This window comes from Longimicrobiaceae bacterium, from assembly GCA_035696245.1.
Classification (GTDB): Bacteria; Gemmatimonadota; Gemmatimonadetes; order Longimicrobiales; family Longimicrobiaceae; genus DASRQW01.
In genome coordinates this window covers 1-13,396 of the sequence record DASRQW010000229.1, presented here as the reverse complement: position 1 = coordinate 13,396, position 13,396 = coordinate 1, and the positions used below count along the sequence as shown (strand labels likewise).

12 protein-coding genes are annotated in these 13,396 nt (G+C 74.5%); 4 read left to right on the top strand and 8 right to left on the bottom strand.

Going from position 1 to position 13,396, the window contains the following annotated elements; all coding sequences use genetic code 11:
* Nucleotides 1-48: 48 nt before the first annotated feature.
* The 8 genes from VFE05_10860 to VFE05_10825 form a co-directional block, all read right to left on the bottom strand.
* On the bottom strand, nt 49-477 hold the full coding sequence (locus VFE05_10860; protein HET6230558.1) for a prepilin-type N-terminal cleavage/methylation domain-containing protein: 429 nt from the start codon (nt 475-477) through the stop codon (nt 49-51).
* 67 nt (nt 478-544) lie between these two features.
* Entirely contained in the window at nt 545-1,162 is a 618-nt protein-coding gene (locus VFE05_10855) for a gliding-motility protein MglA (GenBank protein HET6230557.1), read from the bottom strand.
* On the bottom strand, nt 1,155-1,772 hold the full coding sequence (locus tag VFE05_10850) for a hypothetical protein (GenBank protein HET6230556.1): 618 nt from the start codon (nt 1,770-1,772) through the stop codon (nt 1,155-1,157). Before VFE05_10850 ends, VFE05_10855 begins: the two co-directional genes overlap by 8 nt.
* A gap of 16 nt (nt 1,773-1,788) precedes the next feature.
* Nucleotides 1,789-3,426 (bottom strand): hypothetical protein, encoded by a 1,638-nt coding sequence (locus VFE05_10845; protein HET6230555.1) that lies wholly within the window; start codon nt 3,424-3,426, stop codon nt 1,789-1,791.
* On the bottom strand, nt 3,410-5,134 hold the full coding sequence (locus VFE05_10840) for a secretin N-terminal domain-containing protein (protein ID HET6230554.1): 1,725 nt from the start codon (nt 5,132-5,134) through the stop codon (nt 3,410-3,412). Before VFE05_10840 ends, VFE05_10845 begins: the two co-directional genes overlap by 17 nt.
* Nucleotides 5,135-5,536: a hypothetical protein gene (locus VFE05_10835; protein HET6230553.1), complete on the bottom strand. Its 402-nt coding sequence runs from the start codon at nt 5,534-5,536 to the stop codon at nt 5,135-5,137.
* The gene (locus VFE05_10830; GenBank protein HET6230552.1) at nt 5,536-6,246 is read right to left on the bottom strand and encodes a hypothetical protein; all 711 of its coding nucleotides are present in this window, start codon (nt 6,244-6,246) and stop codon (nt 5,536-5,538) included. Before VFE05_10830 ends, VFE05_10835 begins: the two co-directional genes overlap by 1 nt.
* Nucleotides 6,243-8,024: a hypothetical protein gene (locus VFE05_10825; GenBank protein HET6230551.1), complete on the bottom strand. Its 1,782-nt coding sequence runs from the start codon at nt 8,022-8,024 to the stop codon at nt 6,243-6,245. The genes VFE05_10830 and VFE05_10825 overlap by 4 nt, the downstream gene beginning before the upstream one ends.
* A gap of 73 nt (nt 8,025-8,097) precedes the next feature.
* On the opposite strand from VFE05_10825, the gene VFE05_10820 reads away from it, so the two are divergent.
* From VFE05_10820 to VFE05_10805, 4 genes are read left to right on the top strand one after another with little or no spacing between them, the layout of a single operon-like run.
* Entirely contained in the window at nt 8,098-8,640 is a 543-nt protein-coding gene (locus VFE05_10820; protein HET6230550.1) for a prepilin-type N-terminal cleavage/methylation domain-containing protein, read from the top strand.
* Complete coding sequence (locus tag VFE05_10815; protein HET6230549.1) at nt 8,637-9,128, top strand: type II secretion system protein; 492 nt, start codon at nt 8,637-8,639, stop codon at nt 9,126-9,128. Before VFE05_10820 ends, VFE05_10815 begins: the two co-directional genes overlap by 4 nt.
* Nucleotides 9,125-10,366 carry a prepilin-type N-terminal cleavage/methylation domain-containing protein gene (locus VFE05_10810; protein HET6230548.1) on the top strand — a complete coding sequence of 414 codons (1,242 nt, stop codon included), beginning with the start codon at nt 9,125-9,127 and terminating at the stop codon, nt 10,364-10,366. Before VFE05_10815 ends, VFE05_10810 begins: the two co-directional genes overlap by 4 nt.
* Entirely contained in the window at nt 10,363-12,912 is a 2,550-nt protein-coding gene (locus tag VFE05_10805; GenBank protein HET6230547.1) for a hypothetical protein, read from the top strand. Before VFE05_10810 ends, VFE05_10805 begins: the two co-directional genes overlap by 4 nt.
* Nucleotides 12,913-13,396: the final 484 nt, after the last annotated feature.

The window sequence follows — 13,396 nt, the reverse complement described above, 5'->3', positions numbered from 1 at the left end:
AACGGGGTGCCCATGAGGGCACCCCGCCGTTTTACCGCCGAGCAGACGTTAGGCACACACGGGCTTGGCAGTCCCACTCGGCCGCACCGTGATGCTGCAGGTGTACCCGGCGTGCTTGGGGTTCGTCACGTTGATCGTGATCTGCGTGGACGTCGACCCGGTGCCCACCGCGATCACGTTCCCGTCGCTCGCGTCGAAGAGCATGTTCGTCGCGCTCGCCGTGCCGCCCGTGGTCGGCGCGATCGTCGAGGGGAACCGGTTCCAGTCCACGAAGTGCTCGGTGAGCGCGGTGTGGACCGTCTTGGCGTCGCTGGCCATGTTGTCGTCCACGCTCTTGCCGATCAGCTTCGTGGACGTGAACCCGACCGCCGCCGCCAGGATCGCGATCACCACCACCACCACCATCAGCTCGATCATCGTGAAGCCCTGCTCCGAGCGCAGCGGGCGCAGGACCGACTCGCCCGCCTTGCTGCTCATCTTCCTCCACAGCTTTCGCATACGCACCTCGTCCATCAGGGGGTGAAGCGGCAGACGGCCCACGCCGTCATGCCGATGCAGCGCGCGGGGGCATGGCCCGCGCGAGGTAACGCCGCGCCTCCGCGACCGCGAGATCCAGCGCTTCGGCCAGCGTCTCGAACACGCCCACCCCGTCCAGCGCCACCGCGGCGACCGCGGGCGCACCTGCGGGATTGAGGCGTGCGTCCAGCTCCTCCGGCGGAATGGCATCCGGGAGGTCGCACTTGTTGTACTGGAAGACCAGCGGCACTCCGCCGGGCTCCCGTCCTTCCGCGGCCAGCAGCGCGCGGACGTCGTCCAGGGCGTAGAGGTTCGCCTGTTGCCGCAGCGGGTGGCTGTCGGCCACGAAGACGATCACGTCCGCCGCCTTGAGAACCGACGCGCGCGAATCGGCATACTGGATCTGCCCCGGGACGCTGGAGAGGCTGAGCTTCAGCTCCCATCCGTCCACACGCTCGGCACCCAGCGCCACCGGGAGGAAGTCCCCGCCCAGGGTGCGCTCCCCTGCCGTCGCCAGCTCCGCCATCCGAAACTCCGGGAACTGGGCCTGGATCTGCCGTAGGTTGGTCGTCTTGCCTCCCACGCCGGGACCTGCGTACACGACGCGCAGCGAGATCTGCCTCCGGCTGGCGATGAGGTTAGGCATCGCGCACCCCCGCGTGGGCGAGGAAGGCGGCTCCGCGCGGGAACCCCGCCGGCATCCAGGAGTCCACGGCCGCCAGGAACGGCGCGGGGTCCTCGGCACCGGAAACCCGGCGGCTCTCGCGCCCGAAGACGGCCAGCTGCCGCTGCAGCTCCTCCATCACCTCCGCCCCGTCCTCCGGTCCGCCCACGTGCCGCACCGCCAGGACGGTGTCGCCCACGAGCGTCGCCGCAAGCCACGCCAGGCGCTCGTCGCCTTCCGGCGCCGTTGCGCGCAGCCCTCCCTCTCCACGGAGGCGCCCGACGGCGAGGTGGGCGCCGGCCCGCCCCAGCATCTCCATCAGCGTCTCGTTTCCGGCTCGCGTCAGGGCCACCGCCTCGCGTGCCGCCCGGGCGATCCCGCTGGCCGCGTCGGCCACGCTGCTCACGCGGGTGGCGCTCCCCGCCCCTGCTCCGCTCACTGCCGCTCCCGTCTCCGTCCCGGACACCCGCAGCACCCACCCGGCTCCCTCCGGCTGGACCGCGTCCACCCGGAGGCCGGCCGGTGCCAGCAGGAGGTCCAGCTCACCGTGCAGCGCGGACAGCGCGCGGCGGTACTCGATCAGCGCACTCACTCGCATCACCTCCAGCTCAATTCAGGGGGACGGGGATCCGCGCGACCACCAGCCCGTCACGGCTGAGCGGAGCGGCGGCCGCCACGAGCTCGGCGCCGTAGCGCCAGACGGCCAGCAGGTCTTCGCGCGTGGGTCCGAGCGGCAGCCTTGCGACGACCGTCCGGCTCGCCGTGTCGTACAGGTCCACGCCGTCTGCCCCGGCCACGGCGAAGTACGCGGAGCCCGCCGCGCTGCCCTCCACCCACGCGATGGCGCTCGGAGCGGAGATCGCCACGGTGGCGCGCAGGCGCAGCGCCGCGTCGAGGAGGTGGACGCGGTCGGCGCCGCGGACGAGCACGTACTGCCCGTCCGGCGAGACCCGGATCTCCTTCACCACGCCGATGCGGTCCTCGCCCAGCTCGTTGCGGCGTGCGAGGGCGTCGAAGCGCGGCGCGTCGGCCGCCGCCTGGTCGATCCGCATGATCCTCGTGCCGTCCCCGCACGCGAGGTCGCCCACGACGGAGGCGTAGAGGACGGCGGCGCTCCCGGGTGCCACGTCGAACGGCCCTGCGCCCAGGGACGCCGTGGGACAGCGCATGCGGTCCTGTCCGTCGAAGACGAGGGAGTCTCCCCCGCCCGCGCCGCCCGCGAAGATCCGCACCCGCGACGGCACGGTGTCGCTCGGGAGCACCCCGGCCGAGTACGCGGGGACCACGAGCGGCGCCGCCGGGGCGCCCCCGCCCGGCGCGAGCCGGCGCATCACCGCCGAGCCGTCTGTCGCGTCCACGCCGGCCAGCCGGCTCGACGTGAAGGCGACCAGCCCCGCACAGGCCGGATCGGCGCAGCCCCAGGCGAGCCCCGCCGCGTAGGGGCGCACGGCCGCCGCGAGGGTGTCGACCTGTGCGGGCGTCGCGCTGTCTCCGGCTGCGCGAAGGGTCTGCACGTCGAGACGGAGCGTGGGGAGCAGCATCCGGCCGGTGAGGGAGGGCACGCCGACGGCGTCGAAGACCATCAGCTCGGTGCCGTCGGCGACCAGCGCGCCGAGCCGCCCGCCGCGGAAGCGCAGGGCGACCGGGCCGGTAGGCACCTCCACGCCGGCGGTCTCCCGGCCGAGGGCGAGATCGAGGACGCCGATCCGGGCGCGCTCGCGCACCGAGTAGAAGAGGCGCCCCGTCGCCGCGTCCAGCGCGAACGCCTGCGGCTGCCCGACGCCCACCGCGAGCACCGCTCCCGGATAGAACCGCACCGGGCGGGAGGCGGCGCTGTCCCGCGACAGCGCCGGGGCGGTGTCGTCGCTCGCGTACACCCGGTGGCCGTCCACGTCCAGGTCCGCGCTCAGCGCGAGCGTGGTGTCGCCGTACACTGTGGCCGGGAGTCCCGTGACCGGCACCGAGACGAGGGAGTCGGACAGCGCCACCGGCGCCGACCTCCAGACGACCGCCCGGGCGCGGTCCAGCACCAGCACCTCGACGCTTCCCTGCCGCCCGTCCAGGCTGTCGACCCGCAGCGGCACGCGGTCTCCCTCGTAGAGGACGTAGCTCTCGGCCGTCAGGCGAAGCCGGGGAGCGTGCGCCACCCGCTCCGGCACCGGGCGGAAGAGGTCGCCCTGGTCCATGCATCCGCCGGCCATGAGGAGGAGCACCGCCGCGGCGGCGCGATCAGTTCGCCAGCTCATCGGTCTCGATCCGGGGGGTGAGGACGATGATCAGGTCCTGGTAGTGCTCGGCATTCTCGTCCATCCGGAAGAGGGAGCCGAGCAGGGGCAGGTCGGAAAGCACCGGGACGCCGTTCCTGCCGCGGCTCCGCGCGTGGACGGTCAGGCCGGCGATCACGATCGGGGAGCCGTCGCGGACGATCACGTCGGTGTAGGCCGTCTGGTTGCCGCCGGTGATGGAGCGCCCGTCCGTGGAGAGCTGCCCGCCGTCGCGCTGCAGGTCCACCCGGACCCGGATCAGCCCGTCCCCGAGCGCGTAGGGGGTGACCTTGAGCGCCGTCCCGGTCTGGAAGCGCGTGTAGCCGCCGACCTGCTGGCCGTAGTCGCCCTGGGCTCCGACCGCGCCGGGCTGCAGGCCGCCTCCCTGGTCGCCGTAGCCCGCGGGCGCCTGGCCGCGGCTCCCGCCGCCCTGCTGCTGCGCGCCGCCCTGGGGGCTCTGGCCGGTACCGCCGGGGAGGACGTAGCCTCCGCCCGCGAAGATGGGCTGGTTGTTCGGGAGCACGATCGCGTCGCCGATCCGCACCTGCGCCGACATCTCGCTGGTGGTCGTGATGCTGGGAGTGGTCTGGGTCTCCGCGAAGCCGCTGCCGACCACCGCGTCGATGAAAACGTTGAGGTCCACCCTGCCGAGCCCCCCGAGGTTGGAGACCAGGTGGGCGGCCGGACCGTAGCTGCTCTGCACGCCGCCCGAGGCCGCCGAGCGGACGTCCATCACGGGCTGTGAGTTCCCCGCCGAGTCGGTCGCCAGGCGGCCGAAGGCGTACGTCAGCCCCACGCGCCGCATCCGCGACCGGTCGACGCTGACGATGCGCGTCTCGACGGAGATGGTCGGCGGCCGGCGATCGAGGCGTCCCACCAGGCTGCGCACCTGCGACAGCTTCTCCGGCGAGCCGTAGACGATCAGGCGGCGGGTGGTCTCCGGCGCGCCGACGTACTCCACGCGGGCGCTGCTGCTGTCCGATCCCGAGCGGAGGATCCCGTCGAGGGCGCTCTGGATGTCGCGCGCGGTGAGGAAGCGCAGCGAGACCTCCTCCACCTGCTGGTCGTCCCGCGCGGACTTCTCGCTCACGATCTTGATCACGCCGGACGCGAGCTGGACGGGGCGCAGCCGGTGCGCTTCCAGGACGGCCTCCAGCCCGAGCGGCCACGGGAGGTCGTGGACCTCGGCGGTGAGCTTCATGGCGCGCACGACGGTGTCCTGGTCCAGCACGATGTTGACGCCCACGGCCTCGGAGAGGCTGCGCATCACGTCGGCGATGGGGTCCTCGAAGAGCTGGAACGGGATCACCGGGGGATTGGGGTCGTCCACGTGGATCCATCGCGGCGCCGGGAAGCGGTGCGCGGCGGGCCGGGTGGCCACGCGCGGAGCGGCGCTCCGGGCGGCCGGCGCGGCGGGTCCGCTGCGCGGCGGGATGGAGGCGGAGCTGTCCACCTTCGCTGCGCTCGCAGGCCCACCCGGAGCGGATGCGGATCCCGCCGGCCGGGGCCGGGGAGCGGGCGACGCGGTGGCGCGCTCCGGCGCCGGCGCGGCGGCGAGGGAGTCGGACGCGGCGCCGTGCGCCTGCCGCGCGCGCAGCTCCCCGACGGTGAGGAGCTCACCGCGCGGCGCGGCGGTCGCGCAGGCGGCGACCGCGACGGCGATCAGGAGAAGACCTCCATGGGTGCGCATCTACCGGCTTCCCTCCGCGATCACGGCGTCGGTGCGCCGCATCCCGGCGCGGGGAACGAACAGGCGCCGGGGCGTGCCGAGGACGTAGAGGCGAACCCAGAGCCCATCCATCTGCACGCGGTCCACGCGGTACGGCCCCACCCGGTCGCCGGCGCGCACGACGCGCCGCTCCCGCAGGGGCGCTCCGAACCGGGCGACCGCGTGGAGCGGCCCTCCCGCCGCGCCCATCACGCTCGTGACCACCAGCGGCGGCGCGACCTCCGCCGAGTACAGCTCCGCCGGGGGCGCGAGCGGATTCGCGCGTCCCGCTCCGCGGGGGTACGTCCACCGCTCCTGGGCGGCGACCGCACCGGGCATGAGCGCCACCGCCGCGCACGCGGCCCACCACCTCCACCGAGCCATCACCGTACCTCCGCGCTGGGGGACGCCGCCTGCGCGCCGGGCTTTCCCGGCAGCGCATACCACTGCACCACCACCTCCACCACCGCGTCGAGCGGCGCCGCGCCTGCGAGCTGCAGCGCGGGGTCGGCGGGCGCGGGTCCCGCCCCCGGAGCTCCGCCCGCCGGTGGCGGCGGACTGCCCCGCAGCGCCCCCGTGAGGGAGTCCGGCACCGCTTCCAAGCGGGCGCGCTGCACGTCGAGCAGCCGGTCGTCGGCGAGCGCCTCGGTCAGCCAGGTACCGATGGCGTGGTACTCGCCCGCCGCCCGGATCTTCAGCCCCGCGACCTGCAGGTCACCCTCGGCACGCACCGGCACGGGCTCGAAGCTGGGCGCATGCACCCCGTAGCGGGCCGCCAGCGCGGCGAAGCGCTCGCGCACCTGGACGCCGACCGCGTCGGCGTTCCCGGCGGGCGCCAGCGCCTCGCGGCGGAGCACCTCCGCGCGCAGGACCCGGTTGCGGGACGCGATCCCCTCCGAGCCGAGGCGCAGCAGCTCCGCCCGCGTGCCGGCCAGCCGGGTGCGCTCCGCTTCGAGCGCGCGGCGCCGGCCCTCCAGCGCGGCCGACCGGGGCCGGATGGCAGCCGTCCACTGCCCGGCCGCGGCGAGAACGCCCAGCATCAGCACGACGGCGGCGGCACGGTTGCGGAGGGCGGTGTTCGGCGGAGGAGTCACGGGCGGGAAGCGGGTACGGGAGGCATTCTTTCGCCGGGGTGGTACCCCGCCGCTTCCGGCTGGGAACGGTCCCCGGGCGGGGCAAATCCGAAGTCCCCCGCGAGCGTGAACCCGACCAGCACGAAGGGCCCGGACTGCAGGCTCTCCGACCCCTCCAGCGCCACGCGCGAGGCACCCGCGCTTCCGCCGAGCGCCCGCTCGTACCGGCTCACGTCGTCCTGTGCCGGCGCCACGGCCCGCACCCGGAACCTTGCCGGGGCTTCGTGCTCGGCGGGATCCAGCTCCAGCCCCGTGATCCACGCGTAGCGCGGGAGCGTCGCGGCAGCCGCGTCCATCAGCCTCGGCCACGCGTACCGCTGCCCCTCCAGCCGCGCGAGCGTGCCCAGCGTCCCGGCGAGTCGGGTGCTGTCGGCCTGGAGCGCGGCGACGCGTGCGCTGTCCGCCGAGACCGCGGCCGCTTCTTTCCGGTAGGCCTCCCGCGCGGAGCCCAGCTCCCTCTCCGCGCGCGCGAGACGCGCCTGGAGCACGGCGGGGACGCCGAGCGCGATCAGCAGCGCGCCGGCCACGCTCCCCCACACCCTGAGATCCCTCGCCAGCGCGGCCACGGATTCTCTCGCCCCGCCCCGCGTCCTGCCCTCGGCCGGGAGCGCCAGGTCGAGCAGGAGGGCACGAGGCCCGGCGGGCCCAGCGTCCGCGGCTGCCGCAGCCCGGGCCTCCAGGGCCGCCCCGAGCGCGAGTGCGTGCGCCGGGGTCGGCACGTGCCCCGGAGGGGGATCGGGAAACCCGGGCGCGGGATCGAGGACCCCCACCGGGTCGGCGAGCGAGGCGGCCAGGCGCCTCGCGACGATGCCGAACTCCGCCGCCCCGCCCGAGATCCGGACCGGCAGCCCGTCCAGCCGGCCGCGAAGGCGCTGCTCGGCCGCGCCCAGGGCCGTGCGGTGCGATCCGCGGATGCGCGCCAGCCACTCGTCCACCGCCTCGCACGCCGCGGGGTCGCCGTCCACCGCGTCCATCTCCCGCAGCGCCTTCTCGGGATCGACGCCCCCGCGCAGGACCGCGCGCACGCGCTCGTACAGGTGGTCGGTACCCAGCACGACCGGCAGGACCAGCAGCGGTGCGCCTCCGTGCACCACCACCAGCTCCGTCCGCGCGGAGCCGACGTGGAGGAGGAGCACCGCCCGGGAGGTCTCTTCCGGGTGCAGCAGGGCGTGGAGGTTCGCGAGCGCGACGGCGGGTGCGGCGAGCCGCGGCGCCACGCCCGCGGCCTCCGCGGCCGCGCCGTAGGCACGCACCGCATCACGCCGCGCGGCGGCGGCGACGAGCGTCCTCGACCCGTCCCCGGGCGCGGCCGCCGGGGTATCAGCGACGGGCGAGAAGGCGCGGTGCAGCCCCTCCGGCGCGACGCCCGGAACCCGCAGCTCAGAGTCGTCCGCGAGCAGCCGTCCGAGGGCGGCGGGATCCATCGAAGGCGCCTGCAGGCGGCGGACGCGGAGCACGGCGGAGGGAAGCACCACGGCTCCGCGGGCTCCCGCCGGGACCGGCGCCCCCTCGAGCAGCTGCGCGAGCACACGGCCCGCAGCGACCGAATCGAAGCTGCCATCCGCCCCGAGAATCCCGCCGGGGGTCGGCACGTCCAGGGTCCAGACCAGCTCGGGCCTTCCCTCCCCCTCGCCGACGACGGCCACCTTGATCCTGCGGACACCGAGGTCGATGCCTACCGCCACCGGGGCGGATGCGGGGTCGCCGCGCGGGACGAACCTCTTCAGCGGGTTGATCATGAGGCGATGGAGATGTGGTGGTGAGGGAACGAGTTGGAGGGTAGGCACAGCGGCTCGTGGTACCCCGCGCCGGGTGCGCGGGGACGCTCGCGGCTTCTCCGCGGTGGAGCTGCTGGTGGTCCTGGCGACGCTGGCCGTGCTGGCCACGGCGTACATGGCCCTCCAGCGCCCATCCGAGGTCCTCCCGGTCGAGCTGGCGGCACAGCGGCTCGCGGCGGAGATCGAGCGGGCCCGGGAGCAGGCGGTCGCAACGGACGGAGAGGCGCTGATCGCGGTGCGCCCGGACGGGCACTACGCCGCACGCGTGGGCGCGCCGGGGGCGCTGTCGCTGGGGGCGACGCCCGCGGACGAGTGGCAGGAGCTGCCGGACGGGCTCGTGTGGGGAGGAGGGACGGCGGCGCGGGACCCGCTCGGGCAGCCCGTCGGCGCGCTGCCGGCGCAGGTGTTCTGCGGGGCCGACGGCGCGTGCTCCCCGCCGGCTCCGGCCGCCGTCTACCTCCTGCGCTCCGGACGGGAGGCGCAGCGCGTGGCCGCCGTCACGCTGGACGCGACCGGAGCCGTGCAGGCGTGGTGCTGGGAGATGGGAACCTCCACCTGGAAGCCGCTGGCACGATGACTCCGAACCGTTGTGCCCGTCCGTCGGGCTTCACGCTCGTGGAGGTGATGGTCGCCCTCGTCGTGCTCGCGATCGGCGCCGCGGGGATCATCCAGCTCCTGGGGCAGTCGCAGCAGCAGAACGCCCGCCGCCGGGCTTCGGAGATGTCCCGGCGGATCGCGGACGCGGAGGTCGAAGCCGCCCGCGCCGGCGGTGTCTGGAACGTCCCCTCGCCCGGGACCGCCACCCGCCTCGCGGACGACGGCACGCCCGACCCGGCCGGACCCTATCGCGTATTCGTGGAGCGGCAGGTGCTCTGCGACCCCGCGTCCGCCCGGCCCGCCGACGACGGCGTAGCAGCTTCGGGGTGCGCGGGCGCGCTCGCCCAGGTCGCGGTGACGGTCGAGCACCTGGACGCGGGTACGTGGACGACGCGCGCCCGCCGCGTGATCGTGGACGCCGGCGCCCGGCCCGCCACGGGGCGCTGGAGCCCGGCGGGGACGCCGTGACGCGGCCCACCGATGCCCGGCTGGCTGCCGGCCGCGCGGGGTTCACGATGATCGAGCTGCTGGTCGTGCTGGTGGTCGCCGCGGCGCTCGCGGGCATGGCGTGGAGCCTCGCGCAGGTCGGCACGTCGCTGCATCGGAGCGAGCTCCGCCGCGCGGACGCCGAGCGGACCCGGCGCAACATCGAGTCGGCGGTCGGACGCGCGCTGGAACAGGCCGCCCGAGATGGCATCTCCGCCCCCAACCTGGGGATGCTCCGAGCGTCGGCCGCCACGTCCCCGGACGGCTCCCCGGCGGACACCCTGCTCCTGCTGCGCACCACCGGGGCGGCGCTCCCCGTCGCCAGCCGGCCCTGCCGCACCGGCGCTCCCGGGAGCTGCATCGCGCTTCGCGGGGACCGGGCGGGAGCGCTCCGGCCGGGGACGCTCCTCGCGGTCGGCTCGGCCCGCATCGGGTACCGACTGCTACTCGCGGGTGCCGTCCAGCCTGCCTATGCGGCACCTTGCGGGGCCGACTGCGTCCCCGCAGCTTTCTGCCCCGTGACCCTGGTGCCGGGCGTGGCCGTGACCGAGGTGATCGCCGGCACGCTCGCGCCGGGCGGCACCACCGCTCCGTCCTGCGCGGAGTCGTACTATCCGGACGGCTCCCGATGCGTGGAGACCCGGGCGGTGCGGGCAGCCGCTCCGCGCGCCCGCTCCGCCTGCGCACCTGCCGGCACGTCGGCCCTCTACACGGACGTCGCCACTACCGACCTCACGGCCGCCCTGGGCTTCCCCGCCCCGCGCGAGTGGTCCGGCGTCAGCGGCGGCGGATCTCCCGCGGTAGCGGCGCTCCCCGTCGAGCCGGCGCGGTTCTGGACCGCGGCGGAGGGGGCGGAACGGGCACTCCTCCTGCAGCGCGGGCTCACCGCCGGCGGGGACTGGAACCCGGCCCGCCGCGTCGCCGGTCCGATCGCATCCCTGCAGGTCGAAGCGGCCCACGAGGGCGGCGCCGGATGGAGCCGCGGCGACGGGGTCGATGCCGCCGGGCTGGCGAGCAGCCCCAACCGCTCGGCCGCCAGCAGCCCGGAGGCAGGCGCAGTCGGCTACACGTACGCGCGCGGGTACCACACCCTGGTGGCCGTCCGCGTCACCGTGGCCGTCGTTGGAACGAGTACGCAGGGAGCCCGCACCACCCAGGTGGTGAGAATCGTCCAATCGCTCGCCCCAGTAGCCCGAGGCGGCGCCCGCGAAGCGCAATGACCGACGAGACACGTACCGACCAGGCGAAGCTGACCCTCCAAGAGGCTCTTGCCGCCCTGCGCGACCGGGCCGCGCGGGCGCCGGGGAGCTGGCGCGGCGCCGAGGGCGAAGGGGCGGCGCTGACGCTCGAATGGAACGCGGCGCCCGGGGGGCTCGGCGCTCCCGAAGCCCTCCGCGTCACCCGGCGGTACGTCGCCCCCGTCGCGGACGACCTGGAGCGCATCGCCGCCGCGCTGCCGAAGTCCCTGGAGGTGGGTCCGCTCGTCTTCGATCCGCGGGCTCGCACGCTCGTGCTCGGCCTCCGTCCGCGGAGCAGCCGGGCGACGGCGGAACGGTGTGCCCGCTGCGGAGCCAGCCCACGCTACGGGACGCGCCTGTTCGGGGACGCCCAGCTCTGCGCGGTCTGTTCGCTGTACGGGGAAAGCGAGGGCGGGGGCGGGTCCCTGACGGACGAGCGAGGCAGCGCGCTGATCGGCGCGCTCCTCGTCATGCTCCTGCTAGCGATGCTGATCGGCGGGGCGATGCTGAACCTGGAGGCGGCGGAGCGCACCCGCGGCGCCCATGCTGAGAGCAGCGTGCTGGACGCGGCCGGAAGCAGCGTGATCGAAACGATGACGGAGCGCCTGCGGAGCCGGGCCGCGCTGCGCCTGGGCGCGCTGGACGCGGCCGACGTCGCGGAGCTGAACGCCGGCGTGGCCACGCTCCCGACAGTCGACGGCGCCACGGTGGACCCGGACGGGACGGGCTTCCGCGTCGTCGCGGTCCGCGAGCTGGACCCCGTACCGGACGATGCGCAGCCGCTCGACATCTGGACGGACCAGCCCCGGCTACGGTACTCCGCGATCCCGCGGCCGCAGGGCCAGACCGCCTCGCGGACGATCGAGATCGAGATGCGGGTCCACGTGGTCGGCGCTTCCGGCGGGCAGCGCACGCTCACCCAGACCGCGGCCATCGCCCGCGTCGCTCCCTACCAGTACGCCCTGTACCGGAGCGGCGGCACGCCCGCGGAGCTTTGCGCCGTGGGTGGCCCGGCGACGGTCGTGGGGCCGGTGCGCATCGACGGGCTCGCCTTCTTCGCGGGGTGCCCCGCCGCGGTCACGCTCCTCGGCACCCTGGAAGCGCGCGACGGCGTCCAGAACGACAACCCGCAGAGCCACATCCTCTCGGAGGACGGCGTCCTCCCGCTGGACACGTGGTCTCGCGCGGCGGCCGAGACCGGCGGATCGGCACTGCTCGGCGCTTCGCTCGGGCACGTACGCGTGGTGCCGGCCGCAGGCGGAACGTTCGAGGCATCCCGCCGGCAGGATGCGTCGGTCGCCGGGACGGGTGAGTGCGCCGACCGAGCGGCGGCCTGCGGCGGAAACGGCTACTTCGCGCCGGGCATCTCCGTCCAGCGGACAAGCGTGGGTGCCGGACCCGGCTGGGCGGTGACGTGCGGCCAGGCGTACGGCTTCGGGACGGGCTGCATTCCGGTGGTCTCGGGTGCGATGCGCTACCACCCGTGGCCGTGGGCGGGTGCAGTTCCCGCCGGCATCGCGCTGCCGGACCCGGCGGATCCGAGCCGCCTCTGGAAGGGCCTGCTCTTCGATCCGAGGCGTGAGGCTCGCTGCACGGCAACGGTGGCGGGGCACGTGTACGAGACCCACCGCTGCCCGTCCAACGTCTACGGGTGGGTGCTCGACCTGGGGGCTCTACCGGCGGTCAGCGGAGGCATGCTGTACGTCCGTGCGGCTTCGGCTGATCCGGTCGGCCGGTTCGCGGCCGGCGCACAGGAGGCGCTGGTGATCCGGAACGCCGCGCACGTCGCGGCGCCGCTCACCATTGTATCGGACGTGCCCGTGTTCGTGGTCGGCAGCCTCAACACCGTGCCCGCCGCGGCGTGGCGCGGCCCGCCGCCGCTGATGGTCGACGCGCCCCGAGTCACCCTGCTCCCGGGGGAAGCCGACGTCCAGCTTGGGCTCGCGCCCTCAACGGCCGGGTGGGCATCGGTGTGGGATCTTGTTCCGGCGCAGGGCGAGACGACGGCCAGTGCGGTCCCGCTGGTGGCGAGCACGAACACCACCCTGTACGCGGTGCTCCGCACGGACGTCTGTGGGCGGCCGGGCGGGGTGTACCAGGGGGGAGTGGTCGATCAGGCTCCGGCGGTGCTGGGCGACTGGAGCGGTGCGGAAGTGCGAGTGGTGGGCGCCGTGGAGCAGACCGAGGTGGGCAACTTCACAGCGGGTGCGTGTGCGTGGTCCGGCAACGGGTATGGCACCGCTGTGGACGGATCTCCATGGCGGCTGCCGGCGGCGCGCTCGATCCTTTTCGACGCCCGGTTGCTGTACTCGGGCTTCGTGCCCCCTGGCTCGTTTCTGCCCGTGAACGTTCCGCCGAGGGGAGTCCTTGGAGCAGCGCAGAGAGAGCCGACCCGGCAGGCCCGAGCCGGCGGCGGGTATGGCGTCATGTGGCTCACACAAGCCGCGGGAAGTAGGCAACCACGGCCTACGGTCGCGCTTCCTGGCGCTGGCGCGCTGCCCCCATCCCCGCCTGTCGTGGCCCGGTGAGCAGTCCGAGGCAAACGAAAGGGCGCCGTCCCGTCGATACGAGATGGCGCCCTGGCTCGGTATCAGAAACAGCTACTGCCGCACGGTCATCCTACCTCTAGCGCCCTTACAACGTTCGCCCCAGCCCAAAACCCTTACCAGCATCGGCCTGAAGGTGTGCCGCAGTCGACAGACCCGAGCACGTACTGCACCAGCTGACACCGACTGCCGTTCTGCTATGTCGTTGTACCCATATCCTTCGGCGACCAAGAGGAGCAGAAGCCAGTCTGCAGCACGGACCCGCGCGTTCAGCCACTCCAGCAACTCCCGAGCCTCAACGGTATCCTCCAAACTCGGAGCCTGAGAACCGACGGCAGGGTCAAAAACGACGCGCCGCAAAGCGGCTCTGTGCCTCTCCCGTCGACTAGCAGTTCGGATAGTGCGTTCAAGTTCCTCCGTCGTGAGCGGGCCTGCGAGCAATCGGTCCATCACCGCTTCCAAACCC